The organism is Myxococcus sp. CA040A (genome assembly GCF_013336725.1).
In the GTDB taxonomy this organism is placed as follows: domain Bacteria; phylum Myxococcota; class Myxococcia; order Myxococcales; family Myxococcaceae; genus Myxococcus; species Myxococcus llanfairpwllgwyngyllgogerychwyrndrobwllllantysiliogogogochensis.
Window position 1 is genome coordinate 106,613 of record NZ_JABUMR010000006.1, and the last position, 16,096, is coordinate 122,708.

The window sequence follows — 16,096 nt, forward strand, 5'->3', positions numbered from 1 at the left end:
CCGAGCACATCATGGCGGTGCCATTCGGTAAGTACGAGTTGCTGCGGAAGATTGCCTCGGGAGGCATGGGACAGGTGTTTCTGGCCCGTGAGCACGGAACGGGCTTCGAGCGGCTGGTGGTCCTCAAACTCATCCTCCCGCACCTCGCGGAGGATGATGAGTTCCTCTCCATGTTCCTGGATGAGGCCGGGCTGGTAGCCCGCCTCACCCACCCCAACCTCATCACCATCCTCGACCTGTCCCAGATTGAGGGTCGGCACTGCCTGGCCATGGAGTACGTCCAGGGTGACGATGTGCGTCGTCTGGAGAAGTTCTCCCGGGCGCAGAACAAGCCGATGTCGGTGGGATTGATTCTGCGCGTCATCGCGGATGCCGCGGCGGGGCTCCACTACGCGCACCAGGCGCGGGACGTCCAGGGCCGGCCCATGCGGCTGGTACACCGCGACGTGTCACCGCAGAACATCCTGGTCGGCTTCGACGGCGGCGTGAAGGTCATCGACTTCGGTGTGGCCAAGGCTGCCACCAGCAGCGCCAACACGGCGACGGGCGTCCTCAAGGGCAAATACCCCTACATGTCCCCCGAGCAGGCGAGCGGCCTGGCCATCGACGCGCGCAGTGACTTGTTCGCGCTGGGCGTCGTCATGTGGGAGATGCTGACGGGCAAGCGGCTCTTCAAGGGTGACTCGGACTTGATGACGCTGCGGCTGGTGAAGGACTGCCAGGTGCCGCGCCCCTCGCAGCTCAACCCCAAGCTGCCGCCGGGCCTGGACGAAGTGGTGCTCAAGGCGCTGGCGCCCACACCGGACGAGCGCTACCCGGACTGCGGCGCCTTCCGGTTGGCGCTGGAGGACTACACGCTCAACCTGCGGCTGCCCTCCAGCAGCGCGCACCTGTCGGCGTACCTGCGGGAGCTGTACGCGGACCGCATCTCCACGGAGACGGACCCGGCGAAGCTGGACCAGCTCGCGGAGGACGCGGACCTGGACTCGCGCTCCAACTCGTCGCTCAGCGGCGTGGGGGGCCCGGGCGGGCGCACGTCCGCGTCGCGGCAGCAGCCTCGCAACGTCACGCCGGGGACACGCTCGCGGCAGCAGCTGGCGGCCGCCGTCGGAGGCCCCGTGGTGCAGGACCGCACGCGCGGCACCGCACCCATGGAGCGCGCGCCCAGCGCGGAGGTGCGCCGCATTCCATGGGTGCCCGTCGTCGCGGCGGGCGCGGGGTTGCTGGTGGCGGCCGTGGCCGTCATCTTCCTGCGCGGACCGGCGGGCGCGGCGACGCTGCCCGTGACGACGACGACTCAGCCGGTCCACGTGGAGCGCGAGCTGCCTCCGACTCCACCCAAGCCCACGCCGGAGCCGGTGAAGATGGTGGAGCTGCCCGTCATCACCGAGCCGCCCGGCGCCACGGTGAGCATCGCCGGCGAGGAGCGCGGCGTGACGCCCATGAAGCTGGAGCTGGAACAGGGCGCGCCCATGGTGGCGGTGACGCTGGCGCTCAACGGCTACGAGCCGGTGACGCGCGAGGTCTCCGCCGCCGACGACGAGCTGCGGCTGGAGCTGCGGCGCCAGGGCGGCAAGTCCCCTGGCTCCACGAGCACCAAGCGCCCCGGGAATTCCCAGCAGGGTGGGAACCTGGGCATCAAGACGGGCCGCTGAGGCGGCGGCCCGGGTCCGCGGGCCCTCTTAGGGGGTGGCCTGCGGACGCGGCTTGCCCTTCGCGGCCGTCGACGACGTCGACGAAGTCGAAGACGCCTTCGGCAGCGCGGGCGGAGGCGGCTTGGCGAAGGAGTCGATGAGCGGCATGACCATCTGGGCCACGTCCAGGATGGGCCCCTCGAAGTTGTCCACCATCCTGACGGTGGTATCCAACCTCAAGAGCTTGTCGCTCTCCGCCGTGTGCTCGTTCCAGGCGACGCCGCCCACGGGCCCTGGCGTGCCGGTGCGCAGGAACTGGACCAGGGAGTCCACGAGGTTGCTGGTGAACTTCCGGTCCTCGTCCCCGAAGAGGTCTCCCGTCGGCGGGACGTGGTCCGCCGTCTCCAGGAAGAAGGAGACATCCCCGCCGTGGGGCACGCCCAGGGGCTGCCGGGGCGCGAGCATCTTCGCGCGGTACTCGAAGTAGTAGCGCCAGGCGTGGGCCCCATGGTGGGAGTGGAAGGACGCCAGGTGGCGCGGCGTGACGGAGAAGACGAAGTCGCGGCACATCCGCCGGCCAATCTCCCGGTCGTCATTCACGTCGGGGTAGAGCTGGCGAATCATCTCGCCCAGGGGGCCCAGCTTCTCGATGATGGTGGCCGGGTCGATGCCGAACGAGGACACCACGCTCGAGTCATCGCTCGTGCTGCCGAGGATGAGCGGCAGCTTGAGCTGCGAGCCCGCCTCGAAGCTGGCGCGAATCGTCTGGGGGAGCACCGAGTCCCCGTAGATGGGGCTGGGCGCGTTGCCGCTGTCCGAGGGGAGCGCCCAGAACTTCTCCGGGTCCAGCTTGCGCAGCTTCTCCATGGTGGCCTGCTGCCAGGGGACGCCCTGATGGTGGGCGAAGGCCACGCCCGCGAGCTTCGCGTCGGCCACGGACTTCTCCTGGAGCACGTAGGAGCTCATGGCCACGCCGCGGCGGAAGGGGTTCTTCTCCCGGATGAGCGGTGAGGTGAAGAACGCCAGCACACTCTTGGCGCCGGCGGACTGGCCCATGATGGTGATGTTGCTGGGGTCTCCTCCGAACTGGGCGATGTTGTTCCTCACCCACTCCAGCGCGAGCATCTGGTCCAGGATGCCGAAGTTGGCCGGGCCGCCCGGGTTCTCCTTCTCCAGCTCCGGGTGCATGAAGAAGCCCAGGTGTCCCAGGCGGTAGTTGAAGGTGACGAGCACCACGTCGCGGGCGGCGAGCTGCGTGCCGTCATAGGGGGGCACGCGGCCCGTGCCGATGATGAAGGCGCCGCCGTGAATCCAGAACAGCACGGGCAGCTTCGCGCCCGGGTCCGTCTTGGGTGTCCAGACGTTGAGGTAGAGGCAGTCCTCGGCCATCTTCCCGGGGTCACCGCCGCCGCCCGCGATGCAGGCCTCGCGCGACTGGAGCGCGGAGGGACCGAAGTCGAGCGCCTCGCGAGGGCCGGTCCACGCGGGGATGCGCTGGGGCTCGCGCCAGCGGAGGTCGCCCACGGGGGGCTTCGCGTAGGGGATGCCCTTGAAAACGGAAACCTTCCCTTCCACCTTGCCTAGCAGCTGGCCTTCCTTGGTGGTGACCGGGGGTGTCTTGATGACATTCATTGTCTGGCTCCGTTGGGGGTGAATGGGGACGTGTCCACGTGCGGGGGCACACGGTCGGAGCCAGGAGAGGGACTACCTGTCGAGGAGCTACGCGAGCGAATCGCCTGACCACCGTCCGGGTGGGGTGCGTGACATAGAATTTCGCCGCAATGTCTAGCAACCCGCGTGGCGAGAGGTTCAGCCCAAGCGCGGGTTATGAAACAGAGCCGGTGTGACGCACCTCCCTGGGGGCCCTGGCGACTGTCGGCCGAAGCGCGGAGAGGGTGCCCCGTGGGGCGCGCGTGTCGTCTGAATGTGACACTTCCGGTGAGGCCCGCACCCGCCGCTCAGACTTCCTCGAACTTCGCCCCTGTGACCTTGGCGCGTTCCAGGGCCAGCTTGAGGTCCTCGGAGACGATGAGGGCAATCTCCCACCCCCAGGTGCGGAAGACCTTTGCGCCGCCCACCTTCGTGCGGTCGATCCGCATCCCGTAGACGCTGCGGTACTGGCCGAGCTTGTCCGGCCGCTCGTCCTCGGGCTTCCAATACAGTATCTCTTCCGAGGCTTCGTCATCGATGCAGCGGATCAGCTTCGTGGCGACGAGCATGACATGCTGTTCCGGGCGTCCTTCGACATCGACGGGAATCAATTGCACATCATCGGGCGCCAGCTCCGCGAAGAGGTTGGCCACTCGGACATGGACAATTGGAGCCATGCCAACTCCCGCCGTACAGAAATCCAACCACTTTCCAGGCTCACTGATGGGAAACTTCAGGCGACCCGCATGCTGGATGGGCCGCCCCCGGGCGAACTGCCAGATGTCTTCAACCTCGGTGCCCGTCTCATCGAGCGGGTCTCCCAGGTACCAATACCCACCCCGCACGTCTTCTCTGAGCATGTAGTATCGCGACGGATTCGGCATGGTGGACTTCCTAGAGTCCTCACGGGTCCCGAGTCAAAAAGCCGTGGATTTTGGTACCTGGGGTCTGCGCTTCACTTGCGAGCTTGCGTAGCTCACTCGTGAGGGCCTTCCGGCACTCTTCCACCTTGCGGCACTCTCCCAAGGCCGACCTCAGTCGTCGATAGACGTACTCGTGATACCGCTGCGGATGCGGCCCCTTGTGGCCCACGACTTCGACAACATTCTCGGGGTCCTTCAACTTCATCCCGGCTCGTGTGAACAACTCCCTGAATCTTGGCGTCCAGGGCCCGCCGCGCGCGGCGGAGACATCGTTCTTGTTCGTGGCGATGTGATGACGCTCGCTACGCCCTCCCCGGCTCGCCATGGCCACGGCATTCGGAGCGAGCGCGATGGTGAACCCCTCCGCCGTCAAGGCGACCGAACTCACGCTGCCCACGACCGCGTACTGAAATCCCGCCTGGGACTCCACGGCCATGGCAGCCTGGGCGGAGCCCGGCAACCCCACTGACTTCGCCGCCAGCCCCGCTGTGCTCCCAATGGCCACCGTGGCCAGCATGACGAAGACGCGCGCCGCGTTCTCCCCGAGCACCTCGCCGTACGCCTCACCCGCCGCATGGAGTTGCTCGAAACTCGTCGCCGTATCCACCTGGCGCACCAGCGTCAGCCACCCGTCCAGCATGCTCCACACCGTGTCCACGCCCAGGTAGGCGATGAGGCAGGCCGTCAAGGTGGCCGCCACGCCTTTACTCACCGGCTCGGGCAGCGACCACAAGAGCAGGTACATCGTCGCGGAGGCGGCGATGCCAGCCACGACTGCCTGGGGGTCCGTCATACCCTCCAGTGCTTCGGAGGTCTCCTCCCACACCGAGTCCATGGCGATGGCCAGGGCCCAGGTGTACTTGCCATCGCTGGCCAGCAGGGGGCCCTCGTCCAGCAGGCGCAAGCAGTCCCCGGGTCGGTCCTTCCGCTTGCACCACTGGCCGTAGGCACGCGTCAGCGCTTCATCCGCGTAGTCCTCCAACAGACGAGGCCCATCCACATCCCCTCCACGCTGGGGGATGAGTCGCGAGGAATCACGCTCATACCCATACACTCCACTCCGGGACGGAACGCCGAAGCGCTCCCGCGCGACCTGCATGGGATTACGAGAGGGAGGAACATCCCGTGCCAGCTCGGTGAGGGCCTCCTCGAATTCGTCGTCTTCGAGTACCGCCGCACTCACTTCCGCGTCAGGCTCCTCGCGAGGAGTGACGAGGAAGGAGTCCTCCCCGGTCTCCAGCCGCACGACTCGGCCCGTCGCGCATCCAGTGACAGCCATCAACAGGAGCAGCGACACCACCCAACGAAGCGTCATGGTAGGCCCTGGCGAGAGGCCCGCGGCGAGGCGGGCCCACCCGGCAATACCAGACGACACTGACAGGCGACCCGAGGCGTACCTCGGGCCACCTGGGTCCACGTCAGCGCTTGAAGTGGTCCGCGATGACGCTGGCCACGCAGCACGTCAGCTTCTTGCCGGTGGGGACATGCAGGAACTCGTTGGGGCCGTGCGCGTTGCTGCCCGGGCCCAACAGACCGGTGATAAGGAATTGCGCCTCAGGGAAGCGCTCACCCAGCATGCCCATGAAGGGGATGGTGCCGCCCTCGCCCATGGCCATGGCCGGCCGGCCGAAGTACGTGCCGGACGCGGACTCCACCGCGCGCGACAGCCAGCTCGCGAGCGGCGGCGCATCCCAGCCGACACTGGCCTTGTCACCCTCGAAACTCACCTTTGCGCCGTACGGCGGATCCTTCTCCAGCGCGTCCTTGAGCGCCTTCTGCGCCGACTTCGGCTCCAGCCTCGGAGGAATGCGCATGGACAGCTTCACCGTGGTGAAGGGCCGCAACACGTTGCCCGCGCTCTGCAGCGGAGGCATGCCGTCCACGCCCGTCACCGACAGCGCCGGGCGCCACGTGCGGTTGAGCACCAGCTCCCCACCGTCGTCCGACATGGGCCGCATGCCCGGCATCCACGGGAACTTGCCGAAGACCTCCTCACCCAACACCTTCGCCGCCGCGCTCGCCTGCTCGCGCCGCTCCTTCGGAATCTCCACGTGCAGGCCCTGCACCGTCACACGGCCCGTGCCCTCCTCCTCCACCCTCGACAGCACCTGGCGCAGCACGCGGAAGGACGAGGCCACGATTCCGCTCGCGTCTCCGGAGTGCACACCCTCCGTGAGCACGTCCACGCGCAGGTTGCCCGCCACCATTCCGCGCAGCGACGTCGTCATCCAGAGCTGGTCATAGTTCGCGCAGCCTGAATCCAGACACACCACCAGCGACGGCTTGCCGATGCGCGGCGCCAGCGCCTCAATGTACGCCGGCAAGTCGTAGCTGCCGCTCTCCTCGCACGCCTCGATGAGCACCACGCAGCGCGCGTGCGGCACGCCCTGCTCGCGCAAGAGGCGCAGCGCCGTCAGCGACGCGAAGGCGGAGTAACCGTCATCCGCGCCACCACGGCCGTAGAGCTTGTCGCCCTCGCGCACGGGGGCCCACGGCGTCAGGCCCTCACGCCAGCCCGTCATCTCCGGCTGCTTGTCCAGGTGGCCGTACATCAGCACGGTGTCGTCGCCGCGCGTGCCGGGCACCTCCATGTAGATGACCGGCGTGCGGTCCTTCCCCTGCTCGTCCTTGAGGCGGATGACCTCCAGCGTGAGGCCGGGCAGGTGCGGCGCCTGCGCGCGGCACCACTCCGCGACGAGCTGCACGGCGGCTTCCATGTGCCCGGCCTTCACCCAGTCCGGGTCGAAGGCAGGCGACTTGTTGGGGATGCGGATGTAGCGCTCGAGCGCCGGGAGGATTTCCTTCTCCCAGATGCGGTCGGAGGACTCGGTGGCGGTCTGGACATTCATGGCCGCGATGCTGAGCACGGGACGCCGCCCCTGTCGACACCGACAAACCCCAACTGAAGCCGGTAGCGCCTCGCCCCACCGGCCCCGCCCGCGCCTGGCCTGATGGCCTCCATCTGTGGGCCTGTCGAAAAGCCCTCCAACGAACCGAGGGCGCGAGGAGCCACCGCCCCTCGCGCCCTCCTGGAAGCACCGCGTCAGCGCCTGGGCGTCACGGCTGGATTTCGCGGACCGTCAACCACTTGAAGTCCACGTCGGTGGCGTTGTCCCAGCGGAACGTGGCGATGGGACCTCCCCACGTAATCGGCATGGCCCCGGTGGCGCCGCCGCAGTGCTGCGCATCACCGCCCCAGCTCCCTGAGTCGACCATGTCGTAGACCTTCTTCCACGTCACCTTGTCGGCGTTCTCGTTGACGTACATCTCCAGCCGCACCGCCTCCTTGCCGCTCACGGTGGTGTTGCGCATCACCGCCTTGAAGCCCACCCAGCGGCCCTTCAGCGCCGACGTCGCCGTCTTGTAGGAGGCCTGCTCGTAGGAGACGTGCCACGTCTCCTTCTGCCAGCGCGCGCGGCCGTCATAGTGCAGGCCCGCCTTGTAGCTGCTGCCCTCGCAGCCGGAGTGGTCGTCGTTGTGCTTGCCGCCGCGCGCGTACCAGTCGAAGTTGTCCTTCGCATCCGACGTGGCGTTGAGCTTCACGAAGCCCGTCATCTCCACGTTGCGCCAGTCATTGGCCGCCTGCATGTAGCCCCGGCTCGCCAGCACGTCCCGGTCATACGTGGGAATCTTCCGGTCGTCGTAGCCGGTGGAGGTGTAGACGAGCAGCCGCACCGCGCTGTTCTTCATCTTCCAGGAGCCGTCCGAGTTACGGGTGATGGTCTTCTGCGGATTGAAGCGCGCATCGGACGTCGCGTTGTCCGCCAGCGCCCACGCCTCGCCCCCGCTCTTCGAGGGGTAGAGCATCGTCACGCCGAACTTGTCCTTGCCCGTGGGCTGCGGCGTCCCGGTGTCGGTGGTGATGGCCGAAAGCTCGGAGATGCTCGCCCAGGTGTTCATCGTGCTGCCATTGACGGTGATGCGCACGTAGCGCGCGTTCACCGGCGAGAAGGAGACGCGCTCGAACGCCGTGCTCTTTCCGGACGAACTGCCCGAGGACACCTGCGTCCAGGCGGCGCCATCCGTGGAGGTGGAGATGACGTAGTGACTGACGCGCTCGTTGCCCCGGAACCAGGCGATGTCCACCGCGCTCACCGACTTCGCGGCGCCCAGGTCGCCACGAAGCCACTGTCCCACGCCATCGCTGGACCAGCGCGTGGCGGTGTTTCCGTCGATGGCGTTGGCGGGCACGTTGCCGTCATGCCCACTGGCGGTGACGGCGACGAAGCCGCCGGCGGCCAGCACGGGCGTGGAGAGCGCGAAGGCCATCAGCGCGAGCGCACCGCACGGCATGCGCCAGCGAAATCCCAGCCGGGATGAGGTCCTGTGGTGTGGATTCAAGTTGCTACCTCGAGTGAGGCCACCGAGGGCCACGACCCACCGGACGGACAGCGCCGCCCTGGCACGCCGCGTTCCCCCCGCGGCGCGTTGGCTTTCCTCCGTCGACTCGCGCCAGGGAGCTCAGGGTCTCCTCGCGGCACGTCGCCCACGGTGTTGATGACTCAACGTTCGGAACCTGCGGGCGCCAATACCCGAGGGGTCGACAGGTCATTCCCATCATCGACGCCCTCGGGCGGGCCCGCGGTCGTCCGCACGCCAGGGCAGCTACTGCTGGCTCTTGAAGCGCAACACGACGGCGGACGGCCCTTCCAGGCGCACGACTCCGTCCTGAAGCGGCGGCGTCCGCGTGTCGCCGCCAAAGCGCGGCTCCTCGCTCCACAACACCACTTCGGCGTCGGGAGGGACGCGGTGCTCCACCGTCCCGCCCAGGCCGAGCAGCACCTGGAGCACCTGCCCGCCCCCTCGCCGCTCCAGCACCAGCGCCCGAGGCCCCACGGCCCGCGCGTCATATGCGCCGCGCCGGGCCTCCCGCATCACGGAGTCCATCGCGCGCAGGCGGAGCAGCTCGCGGTAGAGCACACGGATGCCCGCGTGCTCCGGCTCCTGGGCCTCGCTCCAGTCAAGCCGGGAGCGCGCGAAGGTGTCCTCGGCCTGCGGGTCCGGCACCTGCTCACCCGCGAAGCGAGCGAAGCCCGCGAACTCCTTGCGCCGCCCCTCGGTGACGAGCCGCCCCAGCTCCTCGTGGTGGTCCGTGAAGTAGAGGAACGGCGTGCTCGCGTTCCACTCCTGTCCCATGAAGAGCAGCGGCGTGTAGGGCGACGACAGCAGCAGCGTGCTCATCGCGCGGAAGGCCGCGGGGGACACGTCGTGGCCCAGGCGCTCGCCCAGCGCGCGGTTGCCCACCTGGTCATGATTCTGGAGGCAGTGCACGAAGCGCCACGGCTCCAGGCCCTCCGCGCGCGTGCCCCGCGCATGTCCCTGGTTCTTCGACACCTGGCCCTCGTAGAACCACCCCTGGCGCAGCGTGCGCGCCAGGTCCTCCGCGCTGCCCGTGTAGTCCTGGAAGTAGCTCTCGCTGTCACCCGCGAAGGCGCGCCGCATCTGGTGATGGAAGTCATCCGCCCAGACGCCGTCCAGCCCGTGGCCTCCGTCGGACGCGGGCAGCATGAGGCGGCGCTCGTTGCGCTCATCCTCGGCGATGAGGACGACTCGCCGCCCCGGCGCGCTGGCCCGGGCGCGCTCGGCGATTTCGGTGAGCAGGTGGGGCTGTGTCTCATCGAGGATGGCGTGCGCCGCGTCCAGCCGCAGGCCGTCCAGGTGGTAGTCGCGAATCCACATCTCCACGTTGGAGAGCACCATCTCCCGCACGGGCCGGCTGTCCTTGCCGTCGTAGTTCACCGCGTCGCCCCACGGCGTGTGGTGGCGTCCGGTGAAGTAGTGCGGCGAGTACGCGCGCAGGTAGTTCCCGTCCGGACCGAAGTGGTTGTAGACGGCGTCCAGCACCACGCCCAGGCCCTGCGCGTGCGCGGCGTCCACCAGCGCGCGCAGTCCCCTCGGCCCGCCGTACACGTGCGCGGGCGCGAAGAGGTCCACGCCGTCGTAGCCCCAGTTGCGCGTACCGGGGAAGCTGGCCACCGGCAGCAGCTCCAGCGCGGTGATGCCCAGCTCCTTGAGACCGGGCAGCTTGGGGATGAGCGCCTCGAAGGTCCCCTCGGGCGTGGCGGTGCCCACGTGGACCTCGTAGAGGACGAGCGCCTGGGGCTCCACGCCCTTCCAGCCCGAGTCCGTCCACGCGAAGTCCGGCACCACGACTTCCGAAGGGCCGTGCACGCCCCCGGGCTGCGAGCGGGACCATGGGTCTGGGAATGGCCCCGCGCCGTCCACGCGCAGCTTGTAGAGCACGCCCGCGCCCTGCCCCTCCAGCACCGCGACGAAATAGCCATCGCGCTCCGGAGTCATCGGCAGCACGCGCCCCGGCTCGCCGCGCGCGTCGTGCAGCACCACCTCCACGCGTGGGTGTCCGGGAGCCCAGACCCGCCACCGCACCCTCGGGCCCGCTTCCACCCACGCACCCAGCGAGGGAACCTTCGCCTGCTTCGCGTCCGCCTTCTCCGCCAGAGCACCCATGTTCGTGTTCCTGTAATGCGCCCGCACGCATCAGGGGAGCACTTGTGCGCGGACGAGGCCCACTCTCCCATGAGAGATGTTCACGGGTGGGCGTTCACGCGATGAGGGGCCCCTCACGTCGGCCGCCCACTCAGGGAGTCGAGGGCTCGCGGTGCAACAGGAAGGGGAACGTGAGGCGGCGGAGCACCGGCAACTCCAGATGGGTCATCGCCAGCAGCGTGCGCCCCTCCAGCCAGCGCAGCTCGTCCACGAAGGGACGCCACTGCCACCCCACCTCCGGCGTGTACTCCACCTGGAGCGAGGTGCGCCCGTCCACCCGCGACGTCCCCTCGCGCAGCACCAGCGGCACGGCCCGCCACACGCCGCCCACGCGGTTCACCAGATTGGCCCCCTCGCGTCCTCCAGGGGCGATGTCCTTGCCCCACCAGCCGCGCATCCCCAGGACGCCGAGCAACCGGTGCGCGAAGCCCTGGAACCAGGCGGGCCCCAACAGCTCCGCCCGGTAGCGGCCCGGCAGCGAGTCCCGGGTGGGGGTGGGAAGGCGGGTGAACAGCAAGCGCCACTCGCGCAGCTTGCGGCGCTCCGTCACGAGCGCGAGGGGGGTGGTGACTGGCGTCGAAAGGCTCATCCCCGGACGCTATGCAGCCTGTCCCGGCGCGCGCAGTCGTCCGTGCCCGCTCGCCCGTCCCGCGAGGGGGCCCTCCGTGAGTCGCTCCACGGGCCGGTGTCGCGAGCGCGTGAGACACGAGGTCGTCGGCCTGCTTGTGGACGCAGCGGGCCGCCAGGATGATGCGGCCCGGCCCGGAAGCCTTCCGGTCCCCCCTCCCTTGGAGCCGCCTGGAATGACTGTCGCCCGCCATGGCCTGGAGTCACGGCCCGTCCCTCGCGGTGAGGATGTCCGCGAGCGGGTCGCGGCCATCGAGGTCCTGTCCCCCCGCGAAATCGACGCGCGACTCACGGACCTGGGCTACCGGGGACAGGAGGAGGCGCGGCGCGCGGCCTCCGTGCTGGCCTACCGCCACCTGCGCCGCATCCGCAGGCTGCACCTGGAGGGGCTCGCGCCCGAGCCGGGCATGCGGGAGAACTGCATGTTCCTGGGGCCCACCGGCTCCGGCAAGACGTTCCTCGTGGAGCTGTTGTTCCGCGAAATCCTCGCCGTGCCCACGGTGCTGGCGGACGCCACCCAGTTCTCCGAGACGGGCTATGTGGGCGACGACGTCAACACGCTCCTGTCGCGCCTGTATGAAGTCGCGGACAAGGACTCGGACTGGGCCGCGTGCGGCGTCATCTGCATGGACGAGTTCGACAAGCTCGCCACCAGTCGCTCCGACAGCCGCTTCGCGGGACAACAGACCACCAAGGACGTCAGCGGCTTCGGCGTGCAGCGCAGCCTCCTGCATCTGCTGTCCGCCGCCAGCGCGGACTTCCCCCCGGACTTCGGCTTCACCAGCCGGCTCCAGCCGGACACCCTGGAGCTGTCCTGTCTGACGTTCATCGCCTGCGGCGCCTTCAGCGGGCTGCGCGCCACGGCGGAGGGCATGACGCGCACCGAACACCTGGGCTTCGGCCGTGAGCCCCAACATGCGCGCGAGGAGTCCATCGCCGTGGCCGTCACCCAGGAGCAACTGGAGCAGACGACGGCCTTCGCGCGCTACGGCTTCATCCCGGAGCTCATCGGCCGCTTCAACCGGCTGGTCTCCTTCACGCCGCTGGACGCGGCCACGCTGGGCGACATCCTCCAGAACCACGTGCTGCGCTCCTACGAGCGCGAGTTCGAGCAGGAGGGCCTGCGCCTGCTGGTGGAGCCCTCCGTGCGCGAGCACATCGTGGCGCGCGCGCTCAAGCGCGAGACGGGCGCGCGCGGCCTGCGCACCACGCTGGGCCCGCTGCTGGAGCAGACCGCCTACGAGCACTTCGGCCGACAGGGCACCGCCTCCACCGTGCGCCTGGTGCTGGAAGGCGACGCGGTGCGCTCCCTCACCGAGTAGCCAGTTCGGGCCAGCGGGCCACCGGGAGCCCGACGGCGGCTCGTGTGGCGAGCAGGAAGGCGGGCCTGTCTCTCATCCAGCCCGCACGCGCCTTACGGTCTACCGGGAACGCCAACACCGGAGGGCCACACACATGGCGCACACGGACCACACGCGAGAGATTCCCCGGGAGGGCTGGGCGGACTATCTGGCCCTGCTCTCCACCATGGAGAAGGAGCACCCGGTTCGCATCGAGGTGGAGGGCATGGAGCTGGGGGACCAGCCGCTCGCCGAGGGGCTTCCGCTCGTGGAAATCAGCCTCGAGGAGAAGGGCAGCGACAAGGGCGTCGTCGAAATCATCGTGGGCGGCCCGGGCGGCGAAATCACCCACCGCATCCAGAAGCCGGAACGCATCTACGCGGACGAGAGCGAGAGCGGCGAGCTGGAGTGCCTCGACATCGAGAGCAGCGAGGACAACACCAAGACGCTCATCTACTTCGGCGAGGCCCTCACGGCCGGCGCGCGAAACATGGACTGAGCCCCGTCCTACACACCGCGCAGAAAGGCCGGAAGGCACCCCCCTCCGCGGGAGAAGGAACCTTCCGGCCTGGGGCCTCGGCCCCCACCGCCACTCACGTGACGAGGGGAGCCTTGGCCGGGTGAGTCGAAGTCAAATCACGGGTACAGCGCGCGAGCGCCCGTCTTGTCCAGGCTGGTCAGGATGAGGTCGCCCGTCTGCGTGCCGTTGCACTGGGGGTAGTGCATGACCGACGAACGGTCATACGCCGTCAGCGCGCGCCAGTTGTTGTCCTCGAAGCAGGGAGTGGACTGGCGGGTGTGCTCGTGACGGAAGCCGAGCACGTGGCCCAGCTCGTGGCGCAGGATGCCCGCCAGCGTCCACGGCGCGATGCTGCCGAAGGCCGTGTTGTCGACGAGGACGTTGCGGCCCGAGCGAGCCGAGCCGGGGAAGAACGCGCGCGCCAGGTACTGGCCACCGGAGTTCACCGGACGCACGTCGAACAGCACGCCCGCCTGCGACGCCGTGCAGCTGGCGTCGTAGCTGGTGCTGTGGATGAAGTTCACGCTGGCGGTGGCCTCCCAGGCCGCCGTCGCGCTGTTCATCGCGGTGACCAGCTTCGCCTTGTTGGTCGTGCCGAAGGTGTTGCTGATGCAGTAGGTCAGGTTGCCCTTCTGCGTGGCGCTCCACTTGCGGTCGTTCGCCGCGCCACCACCGACGTTGTACACGGCCAGACCCTCGTGGCTCTTGCCCTGGTCCGGGGTGACGTTGTTGTCGAAGTAGGCGCGCAGCTCCTCCTCGTTGTCCACGGACTGGTCCATGTCGAAGATCCACTTGCCTTCCGGATCCTGCACGGCACTCGCGCGGAACTCCTCCCACGTCATCTTCGGCGCCTGCGTCTCGGAGGCCTCGGGGCCACCACACGCGGTACCCAGAAGAGCGACACCAGCCAGCAACGCCATGGAGCGGAACTTGAGCATCGGTATTTCCTCGGAACGAGCAACTGCGGGGGATGCGCCGTCCGCCTGGTTCCTCCACCAGCCGCGGCCCGACGCGACCCGGCCTTGAGCAACTGTCGGGCCAAGAACGGCCCATAGTGGCAAAAGCCGCTCTCAAGGTTTAATCTGGAGTATCCGTACTCCAGGTCGTGAAACCCGAACGTAAACGGACCTGACACACAGCCGTGGAACCTGCTGTCGGGATTGGGGTTTCCGCTCGCGACGGGGACTGTTCAGGAATCGGACAGTGCTGTCCGCGAATCAGTCAGCTGCCCTGGGGTCGTATCAAACCTGGACAGGTCGCCTCGCACTCGCATCGGGAGCGGAAAGGGTCAGCGAGGATGCACCCGCCGTCAGGCTGCGTCAAGCGGGCCCAACGCAGCGCGGCCCCGCGAAGGGAGTCCGCACCGCGCTGCGCCGTGGCGGGCGTCCCGTGTATAGCCGGAGCGGTCCGTGTCTCCTCTCCCGTTCGACATGTCCGCGGTGCTCACCTGGCTGGAAGCGGCGTGGCCGCATGTGGCGGCGGTGCTGACGGTGCTGGTGAGTGTACTGGCCAGCACGCACGTGGTGCTGCGCAAGCGGGACGTGCGCGCGGCGGTGGGCTGGGTGGGCCTGGTGTGGCTGGTGCCGGTGCTGGGCGCGGTGCTCTATCTGTTGTTGGGCATCAACCGCATCCGTCGTCGCGCGCGCTCGCTGTCGCCTCGGCGTGAGCACGGGTTGTTTCCGCCCATCCGCGGCGTGGAGGCCGTGGTGGCGGAGGGCGTGTCGCGGGTGAAGCCGGAGGTCGCGCACCTGGCGCCGTTGGCGCGGCTGGGGGACGCGGTGCTGCACCGGCCGCTGTTGCCCGGCAATCGCGTCACGGTGCTGGAGTCCCGGACGGATGCGTACCCGGCCATGCTGGAGGCGATTGAGGGCGCGCGCACGTCCATCTCCCTGTGCAGCTACATCTTCGACAACGACGTGGCGGGCCGGCACTTCGCGGGGATGCTGGGCGCGGCGGTGCGGCGCGGGGTGGAGACGCGGGTGTTGGTGGACGCGGTGGGCGCGCGCTACACGTGGCCCACGATTCTGGGCCGGCTCAAGCGCGAGGGGGTGACGGCCGCGCGCTTCCTGCCCTCGTTGATGCCCTACCGGCTGCCCTTCATGAACCTGCGCAACCACCGCAAGGTGCTGGTGGTGGATGGGCGCGTGGGCTTCACGGGAGGGATGAACATCCGCGAGCAGTTCTGGCCGGGCGAGCGCGCCGCGCGCGACCTGCACTTCCACCTGGAAGGCCCGGTGGTGGCGCAGTTGCAAGAGACCTTCGCCGAGGACTGGGTCTTCACCACGCGGGAGAAGCTGAGCGGGGACGTGTGGTTTCCCGAGCAGGCCCCGGCGGGCGCGGTGCTGGCGCGAGGGATTCCGGACGGGCCGGACGAGGACTTCGAGAAGCTGCGCACGGTGTTGCTCGGGGCGCTGTCCACGGCGCGCACGTCGGTGCGCATCGTCACGCCGTACTTCTTGCCGGACGCGGCGCTCATCACCGCGCTCAACGTGGCGGCGCTGCGCGGGGTGCGCGTGGACGTGGTGCTGCCCAGGAAGGGCAACCTGCCCGTGGTGCAATGGGCCAGCACCGCGCAGCTCTGGCAGGTGCTGGCGGCGGGGTGTCGGGTGTTCCTCACCGAGCCCCCGTTCGACCACACCAAGCTGATGGTGGTGGACGGCGAGTGGGGGCTCATCGGCTCCGCGAACTGGGACCCGCGCTCGCTGCGGCTCAACTTCGAGCTGAACGTGGAGTGTTACGACGCGGAGCTGGCAGGGCGGCTGGAGGCGGTGGTGGAGGAGCGACTGTCACGCTCGCGTCCTCTCACCCGGGAGCAGGTGGATGCCCGGCCCCTGCCCATCCGGTTGAGGGATGGGCTGGCCCGGCTCCTGTCTCCGTATCTCTAGCGAACGCGGC

At 68.8% G+C, this 16,096-nt stretch carries 12 protein-coding genes; 4 read left to right on the forward strand and 8 right to left on the reverse strand.

Features of this window, described 5'->3' with window-relative positions; translation table 11 throughout:
• Positions 1 to 11: 11 nt before the first annotated feature.
• Positions 12 to 1,655 (forward strand): serine/threonine-protein kinase, encoded by a 1,644-nt coding sequence (locus HUA75_RS26490; RefSeq protein WP_174487946.1) that lies wholly within the window; start codon positions 12 to 14, stop codon positions 1,653 to 1,655.
• A gap of 27 nt (positions 1,656 to 1,682) precedes the next feature.
• Here the strand turns inward: HUA75_RS26490 and HUA75_RS26495 are convergent, their stop codons facing one another.
• The 7 genes from HUA75_RS26495 to HUA75_RS26525 all read right to left on the reverse strand — a co-directional run bounded on the left by HUA75_RS26495 (position 1,683) and on the right by HUA75_RS26525 (position 11,303).
• Complete coding sequence (locus tag HUA75_RS26495; protein WP_174487947.1) at positions 1,683 to 3,266, reverse strand: carboxylesterase/lipase family protein; 1,584 nt, start codon at positions 3,264 to 3,266, stop codon at positions 1,683 to 1,685.
• Between the two features lie 326 nt (positions 3,267 to 3,592).
• Positions 3,593 to 4,168 carry an imm11 family protein gene (locus HUA75_RS26500; RefSeq protein WP_174487948.1) on the reverse strand — a complete coding sequence of 192 codons (576 nt, stop codon included), beginning with the start codon at positions 4,166 to 4,168 and terminating at the stop codon, positions 3,593 to 3,595.
• 19 nt (positions 4,169 to 4,187) lie between these two features.
• Positions 4,188 to 5,522, reverse strand: a complete 1,335-nt coding sequence (locus tag HUA75_RS26505; RefSeq protein ID WP_174487949.1) for an AHH domain-containing protein — start codon at positions 5,520 to 5,522, stop codon at positions 4,188 to 4,190.
• A 103-nt stretch (positions 5,523 to 5,625) separates the two neighbouring features.
• The gene (locus tag HUA75_RS26510; protein ID WP_141648488.1) at positions 5,626 to 7,056 is read right to left on the reverse strand and encodes a M20 family metallopeptidase; all 1,431 of its coding nucleotides are present in this window, start codon (positions 7,054 to 7,056) and stop codon (positions 5,626 to 5,628) included.
• Positions 7,057 to 7,264: 208 nt separating this feature from the next.
• Complete coding sequence (locus HUA75_RS26515) at positions 7,265 to 8,500, reverse strand: discoidin domain-containing protein (RefSeq protein ID WP_174487950.1); 1,236 nt, start codon at positions 8,498 to 8,500, stop codon at positions 7,265 to 7,267.
• A 312-nt stretch (positions 8,501 to 8,812) separates the two neighbouring features.
• A complete protein-coding gene (treZ, locus tag HUA75_RS26520; protein WP_174487951.1) occupies positions 8,813 to 10,675 on the reverse strand; it encodes a malto-oligosyltrehalose trehalohydrolase in 1,863 nt (620 codons plus the stop codon).
• Positions 10,676 to 10,805: 130 nt separating this feature from the next.
• A complete protein-coding gene (locus HUA75_RS26525; RefSeq protein WP_174467168.1) occupies positions 10,806 to 11,303 on the reverse strand; it encodes a hypothetical protein in 498 nt (165 codons plus the stop codon).
• A gap of 214 nt (positions 11,304 to 11,517) precedes the next feature.
• On the opposite strand from HUA75_RS26525, the gene HUA75_RS26530 reads away from it, so the two are divergent.
• Positions 11,518 to 12,663: an AAA family ATPase gene (locus tag HUA75_RS26530; protein WP_141648846.1), complete on the forward strand. Its 1,146-nt coding sequence runs from the start codon at positions 11,518 to 11,520 to the stop codon at positions 12,661 to 12,663.
• 133 nt (positions 12,664 to 12,796) lie between these two features.
• Entirely contained in the window at positions 12,797 to 13,180 is a 384-nt protein-coding gene (locus tag HUA75_RS26535) for a DUF5335 family protein (protein ID WP_141648847.1), read from the forward strand.
• Between the two features lie 137 nt (positions 13,181 to 13,317).
• On the opposite strand, the gene HUA75_RS26540 is transcribed toward HUA75_RS26535, so the two are convergent.
• A complete protein-coding gene (locus tag HUA75_RS26540; protein ID WP_174456934.1) occupies positions 13,318 to 14,139 on the reverse strand; it encodes a matrixin family metalloprotease in 822 nt (273 codons plus the stop codon).
• A 492-nt stretch (positions 14,140 to 14,631) separates the two neighbouring features.
• Here HUA75_RS26540 and cls point away from each other — a divergent pair, with 492 nt between their 5' ends.
• Complete coding sequence (gene cls / locus HUA75_RS26545; protein ID WP_141648850.1) at positions 14,632 to 16,086, forward strand: cardiolipin synthase; 1,455 nt, start codon at positions 14,632 to 14,634, stop codon at positions 16,084 to 16,086.
• The last annotated feature ends 10 nt before the right edge of the window (positions 16,087 to 16,096 follow it).